This window comes from Novosphingobium oxfordense, from assembly GCF_044029435.1.
Taxonomy (GTDB): Bacteria; Pseudomonadota; Alphaproteobacteria; order Sphingomonadales; family Sphingomonadaceae; genus Novosphingobium.
The window spans coordinates 1,372,757-1,395,880 of sequence record NZ_CP147008.1; the positions used below are offsets into that span (position 1 = coordinate 1,372,757).

The 23,124-nt window shown below is 64.2% G+C and carries 19 protein-coding genes and 2 pseudogenes; 10 read left to right on the top strand and 11 right to left on the bottom strand.

Going from position 1 to position 23,124, the window contains the following annotated elements; all coding sequences use genetic code 11:
* Positions 1-104 precede the first annotated feature (104 nt).
* Positions 105-425 (top strand): annotated as a pseudogene (locus WBP07_RS28845) (IS5 family transposase); the annotation flags it as partial.
* Between the two features lie 247 nt (positions 426-672).
* On the opposite strand, the gene WBP07_RS28850 reads toward WBP07_RS28845, so the two are convergent.
* Entirely contained in the window at positions 673-1,698 is a 1,026-nt protein-coding gene (locus tag WBP07_RS28850) for an IS110 family transposase (RefSeq protein WP_395396669.1), read from the bottom strand.
* 73 nt (positions 1,699-1,771) lie between these two features.
* On the opposite strand from WBP07_RS28850, the pseudogene WBP07_RS28855 reads away from it, so the two are divergent.
* Positions 1,772-2,221, top strand: a pseudogene (locus WBP07_RS28855) (IS5 family transposase); the annotation flags it as partial.
* Positions 2,222-2,533: 312 nt separating this feature from the next.
* Here WBP07_RS28855 and WBP07_RS28860 read toward each other — a convergent pair.
* From WBP07_RS28860 to WBP07_RS28870, 3 genes are all read right to left on the bottom strand, one after another.
* Positions 2,534-2,764, bottom strand: a complete 231-nt coding sequence (locus tag WBP07_RS28860; RefSeq protein ID WP_395396670.1) for a hypothetical protein — start codon at positions 2,762-2,764, stop codon at positions 2,534-2,536.
* A gap of 276 nt (positions 2,765-3,040) precedes the next feature.
* A complete protein-coding gene (locus WBP07_RS28865; RefSeq protein WP_395396671.1) occupies positions 3,041-3,886 on the bottom strand; it encodes a hypothetical protein in 846 nt (281 codons plus the stop codon).
* 130 nt (positions 3,887-4,016) lie between these two features.
* Positions 4,017-5,261, bottom strand: a complete 1,245-nt coding sequence (locus tag WBP07_RS28870; RefSeq protein ID WP_395396672.1) for a S8 family serine peptidase — start codon at positions 5,259-5,261, stop codon at positions 4,017-4,019.
* A gap of 104 nt (positions 5,262-5,365) precedes the next feature.
* Here WBP07_RS28870 and WBP07_RS28875 point away from each other — a divergent pair, with 104 nt between their 5' ends.
* Positions 5,366-5,863 carry an RNA polymerase sigma factor gene (locus WBP07_RS28875; protein ID WP_395396673.1) on the top strand — a complete coding sequence of 166 codons (498 nt, stop codon included), beginning with the start codon at positions 5,366-5,368 and terminating at the stop codon, positions 5,861-5,863.
* The gene (locus WBP07_RS28880; RefSeq protein WP_395396674.1) at positions 5,860-6,648 is read left to right on the top strand and encodes a hypothetical protein; all 789 of its coding nucleotides are present in this window, start codon (positions 5,860-5,862) and stop codon (positions 6,646-6,648) included. The genes WBP07_RS28875 and WBP07_RS28880 overlap by 4 nt, the downstream gene beginning before the upstream one ends.
* 55 nt (positions 6,649-6,703) lie before the next feature.
* On the opposite strand, the gene WBP07_RS28885 is transcribed toward WBP07_RS28880, so the two are convergent.
* The 5 genes from WBP07_RS28885 to WBP07_RS28905 are packed head-to-tail and all read right to left on the bottom strand — an operon-like array spanning position 6,704 to position 12,953.
* On the bottom strand, positions 6,704-7,102 hold the full coding sequence (locus tag WBP07_RS28885) for a DoxX family protein (protein ID WP_395396675.1): 399 nt from the start codon (positions 7,100-7,102) through the stop codon (positions 6,704-6,706).
* A 57-nt stretch (positions 7,103-7,159) separates the two neighbouring features.
* A complete protein-coding gene (locus tag WBP07_RS28890) occupies positions 7,160-8,596 on the bottom strand; it encodes an efflux transporter outer membrane subunit (RefSeq protein WP_395396676.1) in 1,437 nt (478 codons plus the stop codon).
* Positions 8,589-11,672: an efflux RND transporter permease subunit gene (locus WBP07_RS28895; protein ID WP_395396677.1), complete on the bottom strand. Its 3,084-nt coding sequence runs from the start codon at positions 11,670-11,672 to the stop codon at positions 8,589-8,591. The genes WBP07_RS28890 and WBP07_RS28895 overlap by 8 nt, the downstream gene beginning before the upstream one ends.
* A 1-nt stretch (position 11,673) precedes the next feature.
* The gene (locus tag WBP07_RS28900) at positions 11,674-12,798 is read right to left on the bottom strand and encodes an efflux RND transporter periplasmic adaptor subunit (RefSeq protein WP_395396678.1); all 1,125 of its coding nucleotides are present in this window, start codon (positions 12,796-12,798) and stop codon (positions 11,674-11,676) included.
* Positions 12,798-12,953, bottom strand: coding sequence for a hypothetical protein (locus WBP07_RS28905; RefSeq protein WP_395396679.1), 156 nt, complete (start codon positions 12,951-12,953; stop codon positions 12,798-12,800). The genes WBP07_RS28900 and WBP07_RS28905 overlap by 1 nt, the downstream gene beginning before the upstream one ends.
* Before the next feature lie 191 nt (positions 12,954-13,144).
* Here WBP07_RS28905 and soxR point away from each other — a divergent pair, with 191 nt between their 5' ends.
* Positions 13,145-13,597, top strand: a complete 453-nt coding sequence (gene soxR / locus WBP07_RS28910) for a redox-sensitive transcriptional activator SoxR (RefSeq protein WP_132266394.1) — start codon at positions 13,145-13,147, stop codon at positions 13,595-13,597.
* Positions 13,598-13,625: 28 nt separating this feature from the next.
* Here soxR and WBP07_RS28915 read toward each other — a convergent pair whose 3' ends face one another.
* Together WBP07_RS28915 and WBP07_RS28920 are read right to left on the bottom strand one after the other, a co-directional pair.
* Positions 13,626-14,918, bottom strand: a complete 1,293-nt coding sequence (locus tag WBP07_RS28915; RefSeq protein WP_395396680.1) for a DUF2264 domain-containing protein — start codon at positions 14,916-14,918, stop codon at positions 13,626-13,628.
* A gap of 2 nt (positions 14,919-14,920) precedes the next feature.
* Positions 14,921-15,826, bottom strand: a complete 906-nt coding sequence (locus tag WBP07_RS28920) for a DUF4861 family protein (RefSeq protein ID WP_395396681.1) — start codon at positions 15,824-15,826, stop codon at positions 14,921-14,923.
* Here WBP07_RS28920 and WBP07_RS28925 point away from each other — a divergent pair.
* The 5 genes from WBP07_RS28925 (at position 15,825) to kduI (ending at position 23,106) form a co-directional block, all read left to right on the top strand.
* On the top strand, positions 15,825-16,733 hold the full coding sequence (locus WBP07_RS28925) for a FadR/GntR family transcriptional regulator (RefSeq protein ID WP_395396682.1): 909 nt from the start codon (positions 15,825-15,827) through the stop codon (positions 16,731-16,733). The two genes, WBP07_RS28920 and WBP07_RS28925, sit on opposite strands and share 2 nt — an antisense overlap.
* A gap of 82 nt (positions 16,734-16,815) precedes the next feature.
* Positions 16,816-19,695 (top strand): TonB-dependent receptor, encoded by a 2,880-nt coding sequence (locus WBP07_RS28930; RefSeq protein ID WP_395396683.1) that lies wholly within the window; start codon positions 16,816-16,818, stop codon positions 19,693-19,695.
* Positions 19,696-19,768: 73 nt separating this feature from the next.
* Positions 19,769-21,094, top strand: coding sequence for an MFS transporter (locus WBP07_RS28935; RefSeq protein WP_395398267.1), 1,326 nt, complete (start codon positions 19,769-19,771; stop codon positions 21,092-21,094).
* Positions 21,091-22,257 (top strand): glycoside hydrolase family 105 protein, encoded by a 1,167-nt coding sequence (locus tag WBP07_RS28940; protein WP_395396684.1) that lies wholly within the window; start codon positions 21,091-21,093, stop codon positions 22,255-22,257. Before WBP07_RS28935 ends, WBP07_RS28940 begins: the two co-directional genes overlap by 4 nt.
* Positions 22,258-22,269: 12 nt before the next feature.
* The gene (gene kduI / locus WBP07_RS28945) at positions 22,270-23,106 is read left to right on the top strand and encodes a 5-dehydro-4-deoxy-D-glucuronate isomerase (protein ID WP_395396685.1); all 837 of its coding nucleotides are present in this window, start codon (positions 22,270-22,272) and stop codon (positions 23,104-23,106) included.
* Positions 23,107-23,124 lie beyond the last annotated feature (18 nt).

Below are 23,124 nucleotides of genomic sequence, written 5' to 3' on the forward strand. Positions count from 1 at the left end.
GCCCGGGGCGGTTCAGAGCTTTAAGTTCAAAGTCGAGAACGGTCGATGCGGGTCGACCGACACATAGTCTGTTCGGGCAACTGGAAATGTGATTCAGGCTCTTGATGAGCCGATATGACCTAACCGACTTCGAGTGGCGAGTGATCGAGCCGCTCCTGCCCACCAAGCCCAGGGGCGTGCCGCGTGTCGATGACCGCCGCGTGCTGAACGGTATCTTCTGGGTGCTGCGCTCCGGGTCACCGTGGCGCGACCTGCCCGAACGCTATGGGCCCCGCACCACCTGCTACAACCGCTTCGTGCGATGGCGAAAGGCGGGCGTCTGGGATCGAATGATGGATGCCATCACCGCTGCGCATGATGGCGATATCCAGATGATCGACAGCACTTCCGTTCGCGCCCATCAACAGGCCGCAACGGCAAAACGTATGGCTCGCCCCGTCCACAAGCGGTTTGTGTCTGACGATCTGAGCAATCTGCGAAAACGTATCCGGCCTTTCAGCATATGCTGTTAGCCAAGATGGAGATCCGCGCGTCCTGGTCCTCATAAAGGGGCCGGCATCGAGTGCCATTTTTGCCGTAGGGTTTCAGGACACCGGTCGACTGTCAGGCCATCTTTCACTTACCTCCCGCAGACATCATCCGGCCGGTGCGCGCCGCATCGGCTGACCTGGTTCACGCCGCTTGTGCGACTGGCTCGTAGGTACGTTCGTGACGCAGTAGCGCCCAGACGATTCGCGCCATCTTCGCCGCCAGCGCCACCACTACAGTGTTGGGGTGAGAGCGCGAGAGCAGGCCCCGCAGCCAAGCGCCGAGCCGCGTATCGCTCTTGCTTATTGTCGGCAGCGACGATCGGGCACCCTGGATTAGGTTCTTGCGCAGATAACGGCTCCCGCGTTTGGTGATACCGAGCAGCCGAGGTTTACCCCCGGTGGTCGCCTGCCGTGGTACCAACCCTAGCCAAGCGGCAAGATCCCGACCACGGCTGAAGGTGTGGGCGTCTCCGACCGCCGCGACTAGCGCGGTCGCGTTGAGTGCACCAATACCGGGGATAGTGAGCAGCCGCCGCATCCGCTCATCCGAGCGAGCAGCCTCGGTGAACTCGGCATCGAAATCTGCAATTCGCTCGTCGAGGGCAATCCAGCGAAGACGCATATCGCGAACGAGCCGGTGAATGCGAGGACTAAGCACTGGTTCTTCGCCATCCAGCATCTCACCGAGCCGGGCGGCAAGCTTTGCGCGCCCTTGCGGAACGATATGGCCGCGTTCGAGGAGAAGACTTCTGATCTGGTTCATCAGCGAAGTACGGTCACCGACGAGCTGGTCACGAATGCGGTGCAACGTCTGCATGTCGAGTTGCTCCTCCGTCTTCAACTCCACAAACCGCATCGTCGGGCGTGTCGCCGCTTCCGCGATCGCCTCAGCATCGCGATCGTCGTTCTTTTGCGCCTTGACGTAAGGACGGACATATTCCGGCGACATCAACCGCACGGCATGGCCTTGTTGTGCCAGCACCCGGCCCATGTGATGAGCGCCGCAGCAAGCCTCCATCGCCACTACGCAGGCCGGCAACTTCGCCGCATAGGTGATGAGCGTCTCGCGCCGCATCCGGCGTCGCGCAACAACCTTGCCGGTCGCATCCAACCCCACCACACTGCAGCTATTCTTGCCCAGATCAATCCCGAGAACCGATATGTACATGGCCCTTCCTCCTTCCTCGAACGACTTGCTGTCGTAAAACAACAACGCTCAGCTAAGGGGCGAGCCATCCATAAAGGGGGATCGAGATCATTGTCTCGGTCGTTCCCGAGGCGGGCTTACGACCAAAATCCACGCGGTCGTCGATGGGCAAGGCCTCCCGATCCGACTGAGGCTCACCGCTGGGCAAAGCCATGACGGCCAAGCTGCTGACGGCCTGCTCGACCATGTTGGCACCGGAACAATAGTGCTGGCCGATAAGGCATACGATGCTGATAGCATCCGGGCGTCTCTTCGCAAGAAGGGCGCGTTTGCCAATATCCCACCCAAATCCAACCGCCGGTCAAGACCATACTTCAGCACTTGGCTCTACCGGGAGCGGAACCTGATCGAACGCTTCTTCTCCAAGCTGAAGCACTTCCAACGCATTGCCACTCGCTACGACAAACTGGCCGAAAATTTCCTCGCTATGGTCCAACTCGCCTCAATGCGGCTGTGGCTGCGGGTTTATGAGTCTACGGCCTAGATGCTCGGCGTCCAGGGCAGCGGTGACCTTGTGATCCTGGCAGGCCCCCATCTTTTAAAGATTGCGCCTAACCTCGCACCTCGCGATCCTCGAAGGGGCTGGACTGGTCGAAAGTGGAAAGCGCGGCCAATATGTCTTCTATCGGCTGGTTCCCAACAATCTCACTAACACCTTGCATGGCTTTGTGCAGGAAATCTGTCCGGTTTCCCGTCCGCTGAAGGCCGAGAGCGTGGAGCTTGCCCGACGCAAGCGAAAGCCTACTGACGATACCTAGCCTCTAAGTTTTGTCAGCGGCCGCATCCCATCGGATGCTTAACCGGCCGTCACAATGGAATATTCAAGTCGGACATCGTCGAGCAGTCGCTCGATCGCAGCGCGTTGCGCATCGGTGCCACTAAGCCTGACATCCCAATTGCAATGGGCATGCGTCTTCGTGTCGCGCACGATGATCTTGCCAAGCGCCCGCCGCCATGTCTGCGAAGTGCCGCCTCTTTCCCGGATGAGGCGGGCGATAAGCAGGTGTTCGAGGTCGGATGCCGTCATACCCACCGCTTAGCCATTGCTGGCGGTGAATCAAGCAGAGCTTCTCACGCAACTTTGATGGATCAACGGCAGGTTTCGAGGCTCTGCCGCAGCGCGGCAATGTCTGCTCTGCCGGCCGGTTGAGGGAGTTGCATGCGTGATGATATGGAAGCCCGCGGAAGCCAGGTTTGGCTTGCGCGGGCTTCGTCCCGTCGTTCCTGCCCAGACAGAGTGGAACGCAATTTGCGCTTTCCATTTGTCGCGGTCGTTAAGGCGGCGACATCTGTGGTTTTCGGTTCAGCTACCGCTTGCCGAAGCGCTCAGGCTGACTGAGCCGCCGCTGGCCGAACTCGAGTTCGAGGCTGCGCCCGAGGCTGTGGCGCTGTGCTTTCCGGCGGAAGCCGTGCCCGAGCCGTTGCCCGAACCTTGTGCATTGGTAGTCGAAGCCTTGTCCTGCACCGCCGAAGCCGCGTTGGATGTGCGGCTCCCCACTGCATCGCGGGCCGATCCGGCGGTCCCTACAAGGCCCGATGTAGCACCGCTGGCATCAGGCAACATCGGGGCGGCGAGATTACCGCTGGATGCGCCGTTTCCGGAGGTCGAACCGTTGGCGTTCGTGCCCGAAGCAGTATGGCTGGCCGCGCCCGAGGCCTTGCCGCTGCCTGAAGCTGCCGTATTGCCCGCGATCGAACTCAGTGTGCCCGGCGCCGAACCGGCCCGCGACGTCGCGCCCGAAACCGCCGAGCCGGCAAGGCCGCTGGCCGTGCCGCGTGCATTGGAAACGGCATCACTGACAGCCGTAGTATTGGGGGCCGAAGTACTGGTGGACGCATCGGGCGCGGAAACTGCAGGCGCCGTCACCTTCTTGCTGGCGCGACCGTTGCCGGTGCCCGAAGCCGATGCCGTGGCCGAACGGGCGCTGCGGGTGACGCTCATGTCACCGGCAGCACTGCCCATTCCATCCAGCGTGCTGCGGACCGACCCGATGCCGCCGCCGAACGAGCCGCCCAGCGCGCCGCCCAGACTGCCGCCAAGGCCGCCGCCGCCCAGAAGCTGGGCCTGTGCCGCGCCGGGAGTCATGGCGACAGCGACAGCCGCCAGAGCCGCGCCGAGGTTTGCCTTGTTGAGAGTGATGCTCTTCATCGTTCCGGTTCCTTTCCTCTACTCGTCCTGTCCGCCGCGGCGCCGAAGCGCCTTGCGGTGGGTCTGAGAGAGAAACGGATGGCCTTTCCGGTTTCATCCGTGGGCACCCGGGAAAAATTTGGAGACGCGATTATCCGCCCGTTCGGCAGATCATGCAGAGCACCCCGCGCCCGGTCCGCCGTGAAGGCGACAGCGCCTCCCCGTCGGTGGCCTGCAGGACTGCCGCAGCGCCTCTGCCGGTCCCCGACCGCGCAGCAATGCGCGCGGCGGCGAGCGGAGCTGCGAAGGACGTTCCGCGCAGGCCGATGCGCCCCTTGCCCGGCACTTGCGCGGTCATGTCCGCGCCCGGCGCCGCATAGTCGAGATGCGCCGCCTTGCCCGCCTCGATCAGCACGCGCCCGCGCCCGTCGACGCCGGTCACCGCAACGACGCCGGGATAGGAAGCAGGATAGGCCGGGGGCGCCGCCGCGCCGTCATTGCCCACGGCGGCAACTACTATGATGCCCTTTGCCCGGGCCGCCGCTACCGAACGGGCCAGGAGCGGATTGGCAGGCCCGACCAGACTGATCGAGACCACCGGCACCCGCTGCGCGGCCATCCAGCCAAGTGCACGGGCAATTGCAAGCGCATTGCCGCCCGCCGGATCGGTGCCATAGACGTCCGCGCCATAAATGCGCGCCGTGCCCGCACCCTTGAGCAGCGAGGCAATGGCCGAGGCATGGTCGCTCGCTTTCGGTGCGCCCGTTGCAAAGGCGCCTTGTGCCGTCAGCCGGTCCGAACCGGCAATGCAGCCATCGATCACGCCCACCGTGCCGCCCTTGGGCAGCGCGCTCGCTGCGATGGGGCTCGCGCCGGTCTTTGCCGAGGCAGCGCCCGACGGAAAGTGCAACTGGTCCGCCGTGATCTCGCGGCCCGGCAGCGTGCGGCGCAAGTCTGCAATGGCGCGGGCGAGCGGCTCGCCTCTCGGGGTCGCAAGGCGGGCATAGGCAATGCCCAGCTCTGCGATCTCGCCTTGTTCGATCAGCCCAAAACCCTTGTCCGCCGCCTGCGCGAGGCTCTGGGTATCGGGATCGAGCAGCAGCAGCTCCCCGGCGCGCGCGGGATCGTGGCGTTCGTCCCAATCCACGCTGCCACGCCGGGCCGCGACGAAATCGCGCAGCCGTCCAAGCCGGTCCTGCGCCAGTTGGCGGGCATCGCCGACGATCGTGGAGACGCCTGAGAGGGAATGGTCGACCACGTCTTCCGTGGCGTCCGACACTGCAGTCCGCGTGCGATCGATCGCGCCCAGCGGATCGAGCCCGCCCGGTAGGCCCAGCTGCGCCCCGGCGGGAGTAGCCAGCGTGGCCAGTATCAGCGCGGCCAACCCTGCGCACATTTCGGACCTTCGACCCATTCCTTGTCCTCACAGCAAAAATCGATGGCGCTCAAGGATGAAACGGTGCCATCGGGACGTTTCATCCTCACGGAAACGATATTTCGATGAGCACGCACGGCTTCTGCAACGAATTGATGGCATTGCTGCCACGCTTGCGGCGCTTCGCACGGGGCCTGACACAGAACGCGGCGGATGCCGACGACTTGTGCCAGGCCACCGTCGAGCGTGCCCTGGTGGCGCGCGGCCAGTGGCAGGAAGGCACGCGGCTTGACGCCTGGGTGTACCGGATCATGCGCAACCAGTGGATCGACGAGACTAGAGCCCGCAGCCGCCGTGCACAGACCTTCGTACACGAGGACGAAGGCACCCATGTGGGCGTTGCCGGTGACCGCGATGCGGAAAACCGCGTCGAACTCGGCAATGTCGACCGGGCGCTGGCCCGTCTGCCCGCCGAGCAACGCGAGGCCGTGGTGCTCGTGCTGGTCGAAGGCTTCGCCTACAAGGAAGCGGCAGAGATCATCGGCATTCCGCAGGGCACCCTGACCTCCCGCCTCGGCCGCGGCCGCGAGGCTCTTTTGAAGGAACTTGGAGAAACCGCATGAGCGTGACCCCCGAAGAGCTCATGGCACTGGCCGACGGCGAATTGTCTCCCGAAGACGCCGCGCGCGTGGAGGCGGCAATCGCCGCCGATCCCGCGCTGACCAATCGGCTGGATGCGGAGCGTGCGCTGCGCGATACCCTCAGCGGCCATCTCGATCCGGTGGCGCGCGAGCCCGTGCCCGATACGCTGACCCATCTGATCGTCCGAGCGGCCGCCGAGGATGGCCTGACGGATAAAAACCGGACTACACGCGCCCAGGTCGTCGATCTCGCCGCCGCCCGCATCCGGCGAGAGGAAGGCGAAAAGGCGCGCAAGCGCGCAGCGAAAGGGCCGCGCGTGCCGCTCTTTGCCGATCGCCGCATGGCCTTTGCGATCGCGGCTTCGCTTGTGCTGGGGCTGATGCTTGGCAGCCAGTTGCACAGCGAGGGGCCAGTCACGCAGACGAGCGCCGGCCTTGTAGCCTCAGGCTCGCTGGCGCGAACGCTGGACCGTCAGCTGGCTTCGGCCGGTGAGACCGGCGGTACACGCATTCTTGCCAGTTTCCGGGGGAAGGGCGGCGACTATTGCCGCGTCTTCGCCGGAGCTGCCACCTCCGGCATCGCCTGCCGGCAGGAAGGCACCTGGCTGCTCGAACGCACTATGCCTGGAGCTGGCGCACAATCGAGCGAATACCGGCAGGCCGGTTCGGCGCAAGGCGATATGATGGCCGCAGCACAGGATATGATGAGTGGCGATCCCCTTGATGAAACCGCAGAACGGGCGGCAATCGCAAGAGGGTGGCGTTGACATATTCGCGAGGCACCCCCGCGGAAGCGTGCCCATCACGCCAAACGCCCGGAGATCATCCCGCTTTGCTGCGCCACGCCGCGGTCATAAGGCCGCCGATCAGGGAAACGTGTTCAAGCACGATATAGAATTCCTGCGTCCGCAGCGGTTCGTCCATCGTCCAGAACGGATGCGCAATCGGAATTGTCAAAGCCAGGAAAACGCCCAGCATGCCGGCGCCAAGCCAGGTCCAGCGGTCACTCAGGACAAGCAAGGACCCTCCCAGCTGCACGGCGGTCACGGCGAAGGCGAATGCTTCTGCGGGCATGAGGCCCACGGCACGCATTTCCGCAACTTTCGCCGGGAAGTCGAGCAGTCCGGCTAGGCCGGCACTCCAGAACACGAACGTCAGGACAAGCCGCGCGAAAAGGCCGAACCAGCGTTTCTGCACGAGCGCAGTGATTGCATGAGGCATACGAATGTCTTTCAATGAGTGGGCAGCGCGCCCCGGCGTTGATGGGTGGGCGCGCGCTTACGACGCGGGCTGCGCGGGTGCGGAGCCTTGCCGCCATCCGCCGCCCAAAGCCTTGAACAGATCCACGCGGTCGGAAGACACTTGGGTAAGGGCCGCCACATGGGCGGATCGGGCGTCGAGAAGGGCGGTCTGCGTCACGAGCATGTCGAGCAGCGATATCGAACCTGCGCGGTAGCGTTGATCGGCAAGGATCCAGGCCCTTTCGGCGCTGGTTTCCGCGTCGGCCAGCGCTTCCAGACGGCGCTGGCCCTGGGCAACGCGCGTGAGGGCCTGCTCCACTTCCTTGAGCGCGGTGAGCACGCGGCCGTCGAACGTGGCGAGAGCGACATCGCCCTGCGCTTTCGCCTGTCGCACGCGCGTGCGGGCGACCGCGATGTTTGGGAAGCTCCAGGTGACGAGCGGGCCGAGCGAGAACGACAGGGAATCGCTGCCCTTCACCGTCTCGCTACGCAGGAAGCCGCCAAAGCCGCCGAGACTGATTTTCGGATAGAGGTCCGCCGTCGCCACGCCGATGCGGGCGGTGTCGGCGGCGAGCCGGCGTTCCGCCTCGCGCAAGTCGGGACGCCGCCGCAGAAGCGCAGCACCGTCTCCGACCGGCAGCGCCTGGACCGGCGATGGCGGGCGGGAGCAGGCTTGCGCTGCCTGCGGGATGGAATCGGGTGTGGACCCCAGAAACGCCGCCAGTTCGAACAGCGCCACTTGCCGCGCGGCTTCGCGTTCGGGAATAGCCGCACGTGCGGTGGCCGCCGCGCTGGCGGCGCGTTCGACATCGAAACGCGCCGCCGATCCGGCTTTCTCCTGCGCGGTCACGAGAGCGAGGTTGCGGGCCGCGACGGAGGCGGAATCGCGGGCTACGTCCACCGCATAAGCATTGGCGCACCCATTGAGGTAGGCGCGGGTCGTTTCCGCGGCCACCAGCACGCGAACGCCGTCGCGTGCCGCCTCTACAGCTTCCGCATCGGCGCGCGCGGCTTCGATGGAGCGGCTGACGCGGCCGAACAAGTCGGCTTCCCAACTTATCGATGCCGAGGCATTGCCCGACCATTGGGCATCGGCGAACTGGGCGGAGCCACCCTGGCTGCCGCCAACCTGGACGGAGTCCCCATAGCCGCCGCCCGCCGAGAGCGAAGTGGAGGGCAGGCGCCCGGCGCGCGCTTCGGAGAGTACCGCGCGCGCTTTCGCCAGGTTCGCAGAGGCTACGCGAAGGTCGGTGTTCGCGGCGAAAGCGCGCGCGACGAGGTCGTCCAGCGCGGGGTCGTTGTAGAGATGCCACCAATCGTCTGGTAGCGGCGATGCCGGGTCTATGCCCTCGGTACGGGTGACGAATGCCTGTTCTGCCGAGGCGGGGGAGGCGGGCCGATGATAGTCCGGCCCCGCGGCGCAGGCGGCAGTGAACAGGGCGCCAAGGGCGCTGGCGATCTGTCGCTTACGCATGGGCCGGTTCTCCGTCTGAAGGCGCGTGGTGCGATGTGGCCTGCGCCTTGGCGCGGTGGTCGCCGGCGAGGAGGGTGTAGATTGTCGGCAGCACGAAGAGGGTGAACAGCGTGCCGATCAGCATGCCCATGACCACCACGATACCGATCGCGAAGCGACTGGCCGCGCCTGCGCCTCCCGCGAAGAGCAGGGGGACGAGCCCGGCGACCATCGCCGCGGTGGTCATCAGGATCGGCCTCATGCGCACGGCAGCGGCGTGGGCGATCGCCTCGGCCCGGTTCCAGCCGTGGGTGTGCTGCATCTCGTTGGCGAAGGAAACCATCAGGATACCGTGCTTGGAAATCAGCCCGATCAGAGTGACGAGGCCGATCTGCGTGTAGATGTTGAGCGTCGTGAACCCGAGGTAGAGCGGCACCAGCGCGCCCGAGACCGCGAGCGGCACCGTAACGAGGATGACCAGCGGATCGCGGAAGCTTTCGAACTGGGCGGCCAGCACCAGGAAGATCACGACGAGGGCGAAGGCGAAGGAGACTGTGAGCTGATTCCCCTCGTGCACGTATTGGCGGCTGTTCGAGAGCCAGTCGACCGTGGTGCCCGGCGGCAGCGGCTGTGCTTTCAGGAAGTCCACCGCCTGCCCCATCGTCACCCCCGGCATGAGCACGGCGGAGATCGTTGCGGAGTTCATCTGGTTGAACTGGGGCAGCTTGTTGGGCTGTGGATTGATGGTGATGTTGGCGACGGTGGAAAGCGGCACGAGGCTGTCCGATCCGGTCTTCACGTAAAAGGCGCCGAGATTGTCGGGCGTCAGGCGCCGATCTTGCGGGACCTGGGTGATCACGTCGTAGGATCGGTCGTGCCAGTTGAAGCGGTTCACATAGTTCTCGCCCACCATGAGCGCGAGGGTGTCTGCGATCTCGGCCATGCTCACGCCCAGTTCGCCGGCCTTGGCGCGGTCGATGGACACGTGGGCCTCCTGGCTGTCGAAGGCGAGATCGGCATCGACGAAGGCGAAGAGCTTGCTGCCCCAGGCGGCACCCTTGATGGCCTCCAGCGTGCGGTAGATTTCGGGAAAGTCGTCCGCCGAGCGGATGACCATCTGCACCGGCAATCCGCCGCTGCCAGCTGGAAGCGGACTGTCCTGGAAGGCCGTTGCATAGACCCCGGTCACGGCGGAAGTCGATCCGGCGATCTCTGCCTGGATCTGGTCGGCATTGCGGGTACGGTCCGCCCATTCCTTCATGATGATGCCGCCGAAGCCGACATTGGCGCCGCCGGTGCCACCGACGTCGAACCAGCTGTCGGCATATTCGGGCACTTTGTGGAACAGCGCTTCGACTTGCGCACTGTACCGCGCGGTGTAGTCGACATTGGCGTATTGCGGCGCCTTGGTCTGGACGAAGACGTAGCCCATGTCCTCCTGCGGCGCGAGTTCGCGCTTGGCACCCAGGAAGAAGACCACGCTGGCGCCCAGGATCAGCACTCCGGCCATCAGTACCGCGCCCCTCGTGGTCAAGGTGCGGCCGAGCAAGCGTACATAACGCCCGGTCAACCCGTGCATCACGCGTTCCAGGGCCTTTTCCAGACGGCCTTCGCCCATCCGGGCATGGAGCAGCCGGCTGCTCATCATCGGCGAGAGCGTCAAGGCGATCACGCCCGAGACGATGACCGAACCGGCCAGGGTGAAGGCGAATTCGCGGAACAGGGCCCCGGTCAGGCCGCCCATCAGGCCGATCGGGGCGTAGACGGCGGCCAGCGTGATGGTCATGGCGATGACCGGGCCGACGATCTCCCGCGCGCCGAGCAAGGCCGCTTCGATGGGACTTGCCCCTTCCTCGATATGGCGATGGATGTTTTCGACTACGACGATGGCGTCATCCACGACCAGGCCGATGGCGAGGACCATGGCCAGCAGCGTCAGCAGATTGAGTGAGAACCCGAAGGCCAGCATTAGTCCCGCAGTGCCCAGCAGAGACAGCGGAATGGTGACGACGGGAATGATCACCGCGCGGAACGTGCCCAGGAACAGGAAGATCACGACGATGACGATGGCCACCGCTTCGATGAGGGTGTGCGCCACTTCGTCGATCGAGGCTTCCACGAAGTGGGCGGTGTCGAACTGGTTGCGCACTTCCAGCCCCGGCGGGGCGACGCGCTGCATTTGCGGGAGCAGGGCCTTGACCCCTGCAACGATATCCAGCGGGTTGCCATCGGGCGTCGGCGCGATCGCGACGGTGACGGACTTGTGCCCGGCGGAAAGCGCCCGCGCATCGTAGTTCTGGGCGCCCAGCTCCACGGTGGCGACGTCGCCCAGGCGCACGAGGCCCCCGGCGTCTCCGCCCTTGATCACCATCTGACGGAAGGATTCGACATCGCGCAGGTCGGTTCCCGCGGTGATGTTGATGGCGGTGCTGGTGCCTTTGAGCTGGCCGGGCGCGGCCTGCACATTGTTGGCGCGCAGGGCGGCCGCGATGTCGCTTGCGGTAAGGCCGCGCCCGCTGAGCTTGGCGGGATCGACCCAGATGCGCATCGCCGGCGGGGCGCCGCCGCTGATCTCTGCCGAGGCGACGCCCGGCACGGAGGTGATCAGCGGCCGCGCCACGCGGTTCACAAAGTCTGCGATTTGCGAGGCAGAGAGCCGGTCGCTGGTGAACGCGATATATTGGATGGCGGAGGCGCCATCGGTGATCTTGGCGATCGCGGGATCGGTCACGCCTTCGGGCAGGCGGTATTTCACCTGCTGCACTTTGGCCAGAACCTCGGTCATCGCGCGATCGGCATCGGCGTTGAGCACCAGCTTGGCGGCAATGTGACTCTGGCCCTGCGTCGACGTGGAGGTAAGGTATTCGATGCCGCTGGCGGTGGCGATGGACTGGGCGATCGGCGTCGTCACGAAACCCTGCATGACGTCCTGCGTGGCGCCGGGCAGAGAGGTGTCGATGGTGATCGTCGCGCTTTCCATGCGCGGGTACTGGCGGATCTGGAGGGCGAAGACGGCGCTAAGGCCGACAAGCAGGATCAGCAGGCTGACGACGATCGCCAGGATTGGGCGGCGTATGAAGATGTCGGTGAAGCCCATGTCAGCGCCCCTCCTGCGAAACGAGCGTCGAGATTGTGACCTGCGCGCCGGGCTGCACACGAAGCTGGCCATCTGCGACGATCACGTCGCCGGGGCGAATGCCGTCCGTCACCACCACGGAATTGCCGACGCGTGCGCCGGTGCGGACCGGCACGACCTCGGCCGTGCCGCGCTTGCGGGCATCCTTGCCGCGCACCGCGATCACGCTGTCGCCTTGCGCGGAAGTCTGGATCGCGGTCGCCGGCAGCACCAGTGCGTTGGCACGGGGTGGCAGCGCCAGCGCGGCGTTCACGTACATTCCGGGACGCAGGGCGCGGTGAGGATTGGCGAGCAGGGCTTGCACCGTGACATTGCGGGTGTCCTTGCCGATCTGCGGCTCCACCGCGTTGACCCGGGCGGTGAAAGTGCGACCGGGAAAGGCATCGCTGGAGACGGCTACGCTGGAACCCGGCGCAAGGCGCGCTAATTGCTGTTGAGGCACTGCGAATTCGACATAGAGCTGGTCAAGCGCCGTCAGGGTGACGACCGGATCGCCGGGATTGAGATACTGCCCCAGGTTGACGCGGCGAAGGCCCAATTGGCCTGCAAACGGCGCACGAACCTGCTTCTGCACCAGCCGCGCATCGATCTGCCGGACGGCGGCAAGCCCCTGGTCGAGTTCGGCGCGGCGCTGTTCGAGCAACTCGCGCGGTTCCGCGCCGGTGGGCGCAAGCTGTTTGGAGCGCGCCAACTGAAGCTGGGAGAACCGCGCCTTGGCCGTCGCGGCCTGGCGGTCGGCCTGTTCAGGGCCGTCGAACAATTGCACGAGCAGGTCTCCTGCGGAAACCTGGCGCCCTGCCTCGAACCGGATCGCGGAGACGCGGCCGGCCACTTCGGGCGAGAGCGTCACTTCGCGCACGGCCGTCAGGGTGCCGACCGCATCGATCGCCTGCGGCACATCGCGCGGCGTGGCGACGACGGCGGCGACCGGCACGGCTTGCTGCGGCCATTCCTGGCCTCCGCCGTTTCGCTCGGCGCGCCAGAGGAACAGAGCGCCGAGCAGAGCCCCCAGTGCCACTGTGGTGATGGCGATCGTGCGCAGTTGGGCCGGGCGCGACCCGGCTTTGGTTTCTCCTTCCATCGCCATTACCGTGCGATGCCGCTGCCAGACGAGGAACGGATCCAATGCGAAGGCGAACTGCCGAAGTGCGGATCGAGCCGATCATCCGGCGACGGGGTTACTGCATTCTTTCTCGGCAACGGCCGGATCGCAGGATTCAAAGGCTCGTAGAACAGGATCATGTCGGCTCCTCGGATGGATTGTCCATCATTGGGGAGCTTGCGGTGAAGCAAGCCGACAGGTCTCTTACGACCTCAACCATAGTTGAGGTCAAGATCGAATTTTCCGATCGATAGATTGAGGGATTACGATTTTATCGGGTTGCTCCGCTCGAGGGGCGGGTTAGAAATCCTGAACTTTTGTTGAGGTAAAGATGACTCTTGAAGGCAGTCAGGCACTCACCGTTGGCGAAGTGGCGCAGCGCAGCGGCGTCCCGGTTTCCACGATCCATTTCTACGAGAGGAAAGGTCTTATCGAGGGGTGGCGTACCGAGGGAAACCAGCGGCGCTACGAACGGCGTATCCTGCGGCGCGTGGCGATCATCCGCATTGCCCAGCGTGCGGGGCTGCCGCTCTCGCTGATCAAGGAACACCTCGACCGCTTCGCCAAGACACCCATTACTTCGGCGCAATGGGGCACGCTGACCGCGGATTGGCGGGCCATGCTGGATGAGCGGATCACAGGGCTCATCCAGCTGCGCAATCAACTTGACAGCTGCATCGGCTGTGGCTGCCTCTCTTTGGTCGACTGCCCGCTTCGAAATCCCGGCGATAGCCTCGGCTTCCAAGGCCCGGGCGCAAGATTGCTGAGCGGCGCCGACCGATGATCGCCGCGAGGCGATAATTCCCGCAACTTTAGAAATCGACGTAATAGTCCTTCGGAAAGTCCATGCCGCCATAGGCTTTGCGCATGGTCCAGGGTTGCCCCTCGGCTTGCCAGTAGCTGTCACTGGCCGGCAGGCCGAGCGCCAGCAGACTCTCGGAGGCGATATACATGCTGCCGGCGTTCGAATAGACGTCGCCAAGCGTGGGCTGGTGCCGGGCGAAGCCGATCGTCAGGAAGCCTTGGGCATTGAAATTGCTGGGATCGGCGAAGATGCGACGCTGCGTTGCCAGTGTGGCGGCGCGCACCTGGCCTTCGGGCAGCTTGGCATGAAGCAGCTTCTTCCATGTGAGATAGGCCAGAGGCTGATGGACCGCTGTACGGTAGGTCAGCGATCGACCAACCGGCGGAAACGCGCCGTCCGGGCCGATCATGCGTTCCAGAGATTCCCCAAAGCGCTGCATCCGCTTGATCTGCGTGGTCAGCCGGTCTTCGGGATTCAGTTTGTTGAACTTGACCCCGGTGCGGACGAGTACGTCTAGTATCTGCGTCAGCATCGGGTGGATGACATAGCTGTTGTACATGTCGAAATGGAAATGTTCGCCATCGCTGTACCAGCCATCACCGACGTACCATTCGCCGAACTTGCGGATGGCAAGGTCGATCCGGATGGGGTCCCACTGCGCACCGACCGACAGCAAGAAGGCCTCGTTCATCGCGGCGAACAGCAGCCAGTTCGTATAAGGCGGGGTTACCCGGCGCAGGCCCTGGATTTCGGCGATGATCCGCGCCTTGGTGGCTGCGTCCAGTGGCTCCCACAGGATCTGCGGCGCACGCAGCAGCGCGCTGGTGAAATAGGCGGAGTCGACCAGCGGCTGGCCCTCCGCGTTCCACAGCAGGTAATCCGGGCTCTTGGGGTCGACGCTGTGGACGTAGCTGGCCAGCGCCTGTTCGCGCATCCCGGCGCGCAGGCGCGATTCCGCGCTGCCATCGTCCGGCAGTGCCAGCCACGGCGCAAGCCCGTCGATCAGCCGGCCGAATGCCTCCAGATAGGCGACCTTGGGATTGCGGCCGTCCCAGGAGGGGCTGAGTTCCGGCGTCCATTCCTGCTGCAGCCGACCCTGCGCCATGCGTGAGAGCACCGGGGTTGCCATGCGCTCCAGCAGGCCCAGCATATAGGCGCGATCTTCCGTGCCCGCGTGAAGTCCGGCCTGGCCCAGCGGCTTTTGCCCTGCAACGCGGGCAGTGGCCGCACCGGTCGAAAGCGCCGCAGTCCCGGCCACAGCGCCGGCGAGCATCGCGCGGCGATCCAGATTCATGGTCATGTTCAGTCCTTCGGAATCGAGAAGTCGAGCGTTTGGGAAGCGGCGTAGGCATCCCACGCCTCCCGCGTCGTGAAGGTATCCTGCCCTTTGCTCCACGCGCTGCCCGAATAGTAGACGAAGGGCTTGCCGGGTTGCACGTTGAGCAGCACGAGGTAATTGTCCGCATCCTGCCTGATGTCGGCGATCATGCCGGGATCGACGCGCACCGCGATCGCCATGCGGCCATGCGCGCCGTCTTCCGGTCCCCACCAGGAAATCAGGCCCTTGGCGCGATCGACGGTCACTTCGCCGTCACGCGAGCCGGTCGTGCGCTTGCCGACACCGATCCCGACAACCAGCGGCGCGGGCGAGTCCGATTGCAGCGTCGACACCAGCCGCGTGAAATGCGTGCCAAGCGGGAGCGTGAAGCGCCGCGTTTCCCAGACCTTGCGATTTACATCCACCGGCCAGGGCGCATAGTCCACGCTGAAATCGGCTTCTTTCCCGCCGGATTTCAGGATGCGCGCACGCACATAATTGCGGGAGGTCCACAGCTTGTTGTCCTGCCAGATCCCCAGTCCACCGGCGCCGCGCGCAGTGCCCACGTTGTAGAAATCCAAACCCTCGCCGTGATAGCCGTGCTGGTCGCCACTGCGCAGTTGCCGGTCTGTGAACGGCCAGGACACGTTCTTGCCCCAGCTGTCGATGCCCGATCCGGACGGCGACTCCGCCGCTTCCAGCGCGTGTCCATAGATGCGGTGCGCGGTCTTGTCGTTTTCCCAGAGCAGGTCGTCATAGCGATAGGGGGCGAACTGGGCCACGGCTGCCGGCGTCTTGCTGTCAGGCGCGGGAAGCGGCTTATCCATTTTCAGTTGCGTGTCGCCCTGCTGCTGGGCGAGCACGGCGCCCGGTGCACAGGCCAGTGCCATGCTCGCCACGATCAGGGTGCGCGCCGATCTTCGAATTTGCCGCATGTCCTCTCCAAGACTATGTGCCAAAGTTGTATGCCAACCTGATAAATTGCTATCTGTCGTTTGCCAAGAGCTTCGTGTAGGAATGAACCGTGCCGGAGGTTCTTCTCCTGCCAGCGACGAAAGACTGCCCATGGTAAAAGCCGCCTCCCTGGCCGATATCCTCTACGCGAAGCTGGAGGAGGAGATCATCTCCGGGGTCCTCCCTGCCGGATCCAAGCTGCCTTCGCAGAAGGATATTGCCGAGCGCGAGGAAGTGAGCCGAACCGTGGTGCGAGAGGCGGTGGCGCGGCTTGAAGCGCAAGGGTTCGCGGTGGCCCGTCAAGGGTCCGGCGTCTATGTGTCCGAAAACGCCCAATACCGTGCCTTTCAGGTGACGAAGGAAGAGCTTACGGAGCTTTCCGACGTGATCAAGTTGCTCGAAATGCGGCAGGCGATCGAGGCTGAAATGGCCGGTCTGGCTGCTGCGCGGCGTACTCAGGCCGATATTACCGAAATGCGCGCCGCGCTGCGCCGCATGCGTGACGTAGGGGATGATGCCACAGCTTCCGCGCAGGCAGACAGCGAGTTCCACCTAGCAATCGCGCGGGCCACGCAGAACGATTATTTCTTTAGATTCATACAGTTCCTGGGCGTGCGGCTGGTCCCGCCGCGAAGCCTCTATCTGCGCGACCAGTCCGAAGACGCGCATCAGGCCTATGTCGGCAAAGTTCGTGACGAGCACGAGGCGCTGCTGGAGGCGATCATCCGGATGGACATCGAAGGCGCACGCACTTCCGCGCGGCTGCACATGCAGGAAAGCCTTATCCGCCATTCCGAACTGAGCGATGCCATCACTGGTGCGGATCTTGGTGAAAGATCCTAAGTAGTCCGACAATTGACAAATAGGTATGGTTGTATGACAACTTTCTCGTCACGCGGCGAATCGCGGATGAGGGAGGATGTTCATGAGGGTGGTTACTGCCGCAGCATTGACGGCGAGCGCTTTGGCAATCCTGGCGGCGAGCAACGCGGCCTACGCGCAACAGGCAACAGCTTCGGGTGAAGCGGCCGGTGAAGCGGCCGGTGGGGGGGCGACAGACGCCTCCGCGCCGACGACCGAGGACATCGTCGTCACCGGGTTCCGTAAGAGCCTTCAGCAAGGCATCGAGCTGAAACGCGAAGCGGTGGGCGTGCGCGATTCCATCGTTGCGGAGGATATCGGCAAGTTCCCCGAGGCCAACGTTGCGGACTCGCTCCAGCGCATTCCCGGCGTATTCCTTTCCCGCGACGGCGCCTCGAACGAAGGGCAGCGCATCAGCATCCGCGGGCTGGGTTCGGAATTCACCGTCACCACCATCAATGGGGCGCCGGTTCACACCACTTCTTCGCAGAACGTCGGATCGTCGACGCGCGACTTCAACTATGACGTGTTTCCGTCCGAGCTGTTTGGCCGGGTGGACGTCTACAAGTCGCCGCTGGCCAATCTTGAGGAAGGTGGCATCGGCGGCAACGTGGACCTGCAAACGCCGCGCCCGTTCGACAGCGCGGGTCGGGTGATCCGCTATACCGCGCAGGGCAACTACAACACCCAGTCGAAGAAGTGGCAGCCGCGCGGATCGCTGCTGTTCAGCGATACGTGGGGCGATTTCGGCGTTTTGCTGGGGGCGGCCTATGCCAAGAATGTCAACGAGCGTTCGGGCTTCCAGTCCACCGGCGGCTACAACTCGTCCGCGATCGGTTCGCTGGCCTATCAGGGGCCGACTACGGTGGGCGGGCCGTTCCAGTTCCAGATGGATCTCGATAATCCGCTGGCGAATTTTGGGGATCTGACCCGCGATGAGATCAACAACGCCTACTTGCCACGCTTCTACCGTGTGTTCACATCGAACAACACGCGCGAGCGCATCGGTCTGGTCGGATCGATCCAGTACAAGACCGATCGGCTGGACGTCAGCGTGGACGGTATCTTTTCCGAACTGAAGGACCAGGCGGACGAGTTCACGTTCGGCGCGGCCGTGCGCAATTCGCGCACCGTTGCCGGCACCACCAATGCGCCGGGCGTCGGCACGAATTCGGGAATCATCCCGCTGGACGTGCATATCGACGAATTCAATAATCTCTACGGCACGTTCGGCAACACCAGCTTCATTCAGGAAAGCTTCTTTCGCAACGCGCGGACCCGCTTCAAGTACGGCATCGTGCGCGCCGTCTATGACTTGACCGACAATCTGAAGCTTTCAGCGCAGGGCAATCTCAGCGACAGCAATGCCCGCTACACCGCAAACCGCATCACGAGTAATATCTACGGCATCACCAGCACGTTCGACCCCACGGTCAACGTCACGTACCCGACGATCAGTTCGCCGGTCGATTTCACCGATCCCGCCAACTTCACGGCGCCGGGCCTGGGTTTCTCGCTCAATCGGGAGATCGACAAGGAAAAGACCGCGCGCGCGGTATTGGACTGGAAGCCGGTGGACGACGGCGACCGGACCTTCGCCATCAAACTGGGCGGCAGCTATGTGGACACCGGCAAGCAAATCTCGCAGCAGGACGGCAGCAGCATCGCCTCTGCCCAGCTCGCCGGGCTGGACGTGTTTTCGTACATGGATCCCTACATCCAGTTCGGCCGGATCCGCGACGGGGGTAACTCCGGCTATCCCTCGCAATTTGCGACCTTTCCGCGCTCCTTCGTGATGGACGTTCTGGATGCCAATGCCGCCAACGCGGCGGCGCCGGTCAATCTCAACGGCGCGTTCAAAGCCAACGAGATCGTCAAGACCGGATTCTTCGAAGCCAACTTTACGCTGCCGGTCTTCGGCCGCGAACTGCGCGGCAACGTGGGCATGCGCTATTCCAACACCTCCACGATCATTCATAACTACCAGAGCGCGGGCTCGGGCGTGTTCGTGCCGCAGCGGCGCGAGGGCGGCTATGACAACTGGCTGCCATCGGCCAGCCTTGCCTATGACGTGACCGACAAGGTGGTGCTGCGCGCATCCGCCGGCAAGACGATTACCCGTGCTGCGTTGACCGCGATTGCCGGTGGCACCATCGTGCCCAACGTGTTCAACGCGGACGTGACGGTGGGCAATCCGAACCTGCGGCCGCAGATGGCGACGCAGTTCGACGCCGGTGTCGAATGGTACTTCGCGCCGGGCGGCCTGCTCAGCATCGGTGCGTTCAAGAAGGACATCGTCGATCGCGCCATGGCGGTGCAGGACTTCGTGACCTTCGGCTCGCTCGGCCTGCCGGACACGGCATTCAACGCGGTTGCGCTGGGCTATCCGGATGGGGACATCCCCGACGATTTCCTGATCCGCCGAACCCAGTACGTCAATCAGGGACAGTTGAAGCTGAAGGGCCTGGAATTCGCCTATCAGCAGAACTTCACCTTCCTGCCAAAGCCGTTCGACGGACTGGGCTTCACCGGAAGCCTGACGCTGATCGACCAGAAGGGTGACGACTTCGTCACGACGGAGGGGACGCGCGTGCCGATCCAGTTCGTGCCGAAGTATTCGTACAGCGCCACCGCCTTCTACGAAAAGGGCCCCTTCGCCGTACGTGCTTCTTACAATTATCGCGCGAAGACCGGTATAACCTCGCAGAATACCGGCAACGATCAGATCCCCTATACGGCGCCGCAAGGCTTCCTGGATGGAACGATCAGTTACAAGCTGAACGACATGATCGAACTGCGGATCGACGCGCTGAATATCACCAACGAGAACGTCTACATCTTCTACTCCGATCCGGATGGCCCGAAGGGTAACGGCAAGTCGCGGCGCGACAACTCGTTCTTCAACGGCACCACCGTCTCGTTCGGCGTTCGCGGCAAATTCTGAGCCACTCCCAACTGGGCGCCCGGGCCCATGGTCCGGGCGTCCTCTCTTTCGCGAGGGGACGATAATGCAGCAAATGCCGCGGAAAGTGTTGGAACAGGCTGTCGTCGAGCAGGCCGCACAAACGGCTGCACGCAGGGCCGGGCGCTATCGCTGGGCGATCTGCGGACTGTTGTTCGCGGCAACCGCGATCAACTATGTCGACCGCCAGATGATCGGCGTGCTGAAGCCGGTGCTGCAAGCCGATCTGGGCTGGAGCGAGCGCGAATATGCCGACATCGTGTTCTGGTTCCAGTGCGCCTATGCACTGGGATTTCTGGCGATGGGCCGCTTCATCGATGCGGTGGGCGCGCGGCTGGGCTATGCCGTGGCGTTCACCTTCTGGACTTTGGCGCATGCGGCGCACGGCCTGGTGGGCAGTGTCAGCCAATTCGTCATGGTGCGTTTCGCATTGGGTGTGGGTGAGGCGGGAAACTTCCCTGCTGGCCTGAAAGTCGTGGCGGACTGGTTTCCGCAGCGCGAGCGCGCCTTTGCGATCGGCCTGTTCAACGCCGGCGCCAATGTGGGCGCGATCGCCACGCCGCTGATCGTCCCGGCCATCACGCTCGCATACGGCTGGCGGGCGGCGTTCATCGCCACCGGGCTGGCCAGCCTGATCTGGGTGGCAGCCTGGCTTGCGATCTATCGACGGCCGGAAGAGCATCGACGCGTCTCGCCGGAGGAACTGGCCTATATCCGCAGCGATCCTGCCCAACCCACCCAGCATCCGACTTTGGGCCGGCTGCCCTGGGGGCGGCTGTTCGCGGTTCGCCAGACCTGGGCCTATGCCATCCCGAAGTTCTGCATAGATCCCATCTGGTGGATGTTCCTGTTCTGGCTGCCGGATTTTTTGGGCAAGCGCTATGGCCTCGATCTTAAGAGCTTCGGCCCGCCGCTGGTCGTCATCTACCTGATGTCGGACCTTGGCAGTGTGGCGGGCGGCTGGATATCCTCGCGACTGATCGCACGGGGCTGGAGCGTCAATTCCGCGCGCAAGCTGACCTTGCTGGGCTGCGCGCTGGCGGTCATGCCGGTGATGACCGTCCAGTCGGTCGACAATCTCTGGCTGGCTGTTTTGCTGATCGGCCTGGCGACCGCCGGGCATCAGGCATTCTCCGCCAATATCCTGACTTTGCCATCAGACCTGTTCCCGCGCGCGGCGGTCGGCTCGGTCGTCGGCATCGGCGGTACGGCCGGCGCGATCGGCGGCATGCTGATCGCCCAGTTCGTCGGCACCGTTCTGCAGTTGACCGGCAGCTATGCATTGATCTTCATGGTCGCCGGATGCGCTTACCTCGTCGCCCTAGTGGCGCTTCACCTCATCAGCCCCCGCCTGACCCCGACAGGAGAGCTTGCCTCGTGAATATCCGAAACCTGATCCCCGCCGCGATCGTCTGTGCGGCCATGGCGCCCCCCGCTTTTGCGGCGCAAGCGCCCAAATCGGCAGCTGCCCAGCCAGCAAAGTCGCCCATGGCGGCAGCGGTGAAGCTGGCCGACTGGCAACTCGCCCATCTCGACGATCTTTCCCACATCCCCCGCGCCACGGACGAGACGCGCAGGACTCGCGGATGGGAGCAGGCAGTGTTCTGGGTCGGCATGACCGCGCTGGCTGATGCCGGCGCGCCGCCGCGCATTACAGAGGCTGTGTTGGCGATGGGCCGCCGCAACGCATGGCGTCCTGGCGACAACCTCTACTTCGCCGACGACCAGGCCATTGCGCAGGCCTATGTCTGGGCTGCCGGCCACGGCGGCGGAGAGGGGGCGTTGGCGCCGACCAGGGCCGCGTTCGACACGGTTGTGAACAAGCCCGCCATCACCACCCTCGCTTTCGCGATCCCACCCGAGGGCTATGGCGCCACGGAGTGCCTGAAACGCTGGTGCTGGTGCGACGCGCTGTTCATGGCGCCGCCCGCCTTTGTGGAACTGTCCCGCCAGACCGGCGACAACCGCTACCTGACCTTCGCGATGAAGGAGTTCTGGGCGACCACGGACTTCCTCTATGACCCGGTCGAACATCTCTACTACCGCGACAGCCGCTTCTTCGAACGGCGCGACATCGGCCGCAAGGTGTTCTGGAGCCGTGGCAACGGCTGGGTCTTCGGCGGCATGGCGCGGGTGATCCCGCAGCTCGATGCCGGCAGTGCAGACCGCACGCGGATGGAGGCGCTGTTCAAGGATATGGCGACCAAGGTGAAGGCCTTGCAGAAGCCGGACGGTTACTGGGCGCCGTCGCTGCTCGCGCCGGAAAACTCTCCGCCGGAAACCAGCGGAACGGCGTTCTACACGTACGGCATCGCCTGGGGCATCAATCAGGGATTGCTGCCAAGGGCCGAGTACGAACCGGTGGTGCGCAAGGGCTGGGCGGCGCTGGAGCGCGCGATCCAGCCGGACGGCCGCCTTGGCTGGGTGCAGCAAGTGGGCGATCGCCCCGATCAGGTTCTGCCCAGCGACACCCAGTACTTCGGCGTCGGCGCCTTTCTGCTGGCGGCGACGGCAGTGGCGGAACTCGACCGCAAGCCGCGCTGACGGAGACGATCCTTGTTCGAAAAGACCTACTATGGCGCCCATCCCAACATGATGCAGGGTGCGAGCAATGCGGACTTGCGGGAGCGGCATCTGGTTTCCGGCCTGTTCCGCCCGGGTGAGATTGTGCTGACCTATTCGCATGGCGAACGCTTCATCATCGGCGGTGCGGTGCCGGGGCATGAGCCGTTGGCGCTGCCGTGCCAGACGGAGCCTGAAAGCGCGGGCGGGCGCTCGCTGCTGGAACGCCGCGAGCTGGCGGTGATCAACATCGGCGCGGGCGAGGGTACGGTCACCGCCGATGGACAGGCGTTCCCGCTGGCGAAGTATGAGGCGCTCTATGTGCCGATGGGCACAGAAGCGGTCAGCTTCGCAGGCGAGGGTGCGCGCTTCTATCTGCTGAGCGTGCCCGCTCACGCGGCGTTTCCCTTGCGCAAGGTGGGAACGGCGGACGCCAATGTCATGCAGCGCGGCAGCCTGGAGAATTCCAACGCGCGCACGATCTATCAGCTGATCTTGCCGCACACTTGCCAAAGCGCCTCGATCTGCCTGGGGCTGACCCGGCTGGAGCCGGGAAGCGTGTGGAACACGATGCCGCCGCACGTTCATGAGCGCCGCTCGGAAATCTACCTCTACTTCGATTTGGAGCAGGACGACCGGGTCTTCCATTACATGGGCCAACCTGAGGACTTGCGCCACATCGTCATGGAGAACGAGGACGTGGTGATTTCGCCACCATGGTCGGTCCACATGGGCGCGGGAACGCGAAACTACAGCTTCATCTGGGCCATGGCGGGCGAGAACCTGGATTATGAGGACATGGACGTCCTCGACATCTGCCAGCTGCGATAACGGGAGAGAATTAGGTGT

What these genes read in the sequence shown, in the direction of transcription:
- WBP07_RS28870 (WP_395396672.1), bottom strand. Translation starts at nt 5,261, where the DNA reads ATGTGCGCAGGGTTGGCCGCGCTGATACTGGCCACGCTGGCTACTCCC.
- WBP07_RS28905 (WP_395396679.1), bottom strand. Translation starts at nt 12,953, where the DNA reads ATGATCCTGTTCTACGAGCCTTTGAATCCTGCGATCCGGCCGTTGCCG.
- WBP07_RS28930 (WP_395396683.1), top strand. Translation starts at nt 16,816, where the DNA reads ATGAGGGTGGTTACTGCCGCAGCATTGACGGCGAGCGCTTTGGCAATC.
- WBP07_RS28925 (WP_395396682.1), top strand. Translation starts at nt 15,825, where the DNA reads ATGCTCGCCACGATCAGGGTGCGCGCCGATCTTCGAATTTGCCGCATG.
- WBP07_RS28895 (WP_395396677.1), bottom strand. Translation starts at nt 11,672, where the DNA reads ATGGGCTTCACCGACATCTTCATACGCCGCCCAATCCTGGCGATCGTC.
- WBP07_RS28880 (WP_395396674.1), top strand. Translation starts at nt 5,860, where the DNA reads ATGAGCGTGACCCCCGAAGAGCTCATGGCACTGGCCGACGGCGAATTG.
- WBP07_RS28920 (WP_395396681.1), bottom strand. Translation starts at nt 15,826, where the DNA reads ATGGCACTGGCCTGTGCACCGGGCGCCGTGCTCGCCCAGCAGCAGGGC.
- WBP07_RS28850 (WP_395396669.1), bottom strand. Translation starts at nt 1,698, where the DNA reads ATGTACATATCGGTTCTCGGGATTGATCTGGGCAAGAATAGCTGCAGT.
- WBP07_RS28890 (WP_395396676.1), bottom strand. Translation starts at nt 8,596, where the DNA reads ATGCGTAAGCGACAGATCGCCAGCGCCCTTGGCGCCCTGTTCACTGCC.
- WBP07_RS28885 (WP_395396675.1), bottom strand. Translation starts at nt 7,102, where the DNA reads ATGCCTCATGCAATCACTGCGCTCGTGCAGAAACGCTGGTTCGGCCTT.
- WBP07_RS28860 (WP_395396670.1), bottom strand. Translation starts at nt 2,764, where the DNA reads ATGACGGCATCCGACCTCGAACACCTGCTTATCGCCCGCCTCATCCGG.
- WBP07_RS28900 (WP_395396678.1), bottom strand. Translation starts at nt 12,798, where the DNA reads ATGGCGATGGAAGGAGAAACCAAAGCCGGGTCGCGCCCGGCCCAACTG.
- soxR (WP_132266394.1), top strand. Translation starts at nt 13,145, where the DNA reads ATGACTCTTGAAGGCAGTCAGGCACTCACCGTTGGCGAAGTGGCGCAG.
- WBP07_RS28875 (WP_395396673.1), top strand. Translation starts at nt 5,366, where the DNA reads ATGAGCACGCACGGCTTCTGCAACGAATTGATGGCATTGCTGCCACGC.
- WBP07_RS28935 (WP_395398267.1), top strand. Translation starts at nt 19,769, where the DNA reads ATGCCGCGGAAAGTGTTGGAACAGGCTGTCGTCGAGCAGGCCGCACAA.
- WBP07_RS28915 (WP_395396680.1), bottom strand. Translation starts at nt 14,918, where the DNA reads ATGACCATGAATCTGGATCGCCGCGCGATGCTCGCCGGCGCTGTGGCC.
- WBP07_RS28865 (WP_395396671.1), bottom strand. Translation starts at nt 3,886, where the DNA reads ATGAAGAGCATCACTCTCAACAAGGCAAACCTCGGCGCGGCTCTGGCG.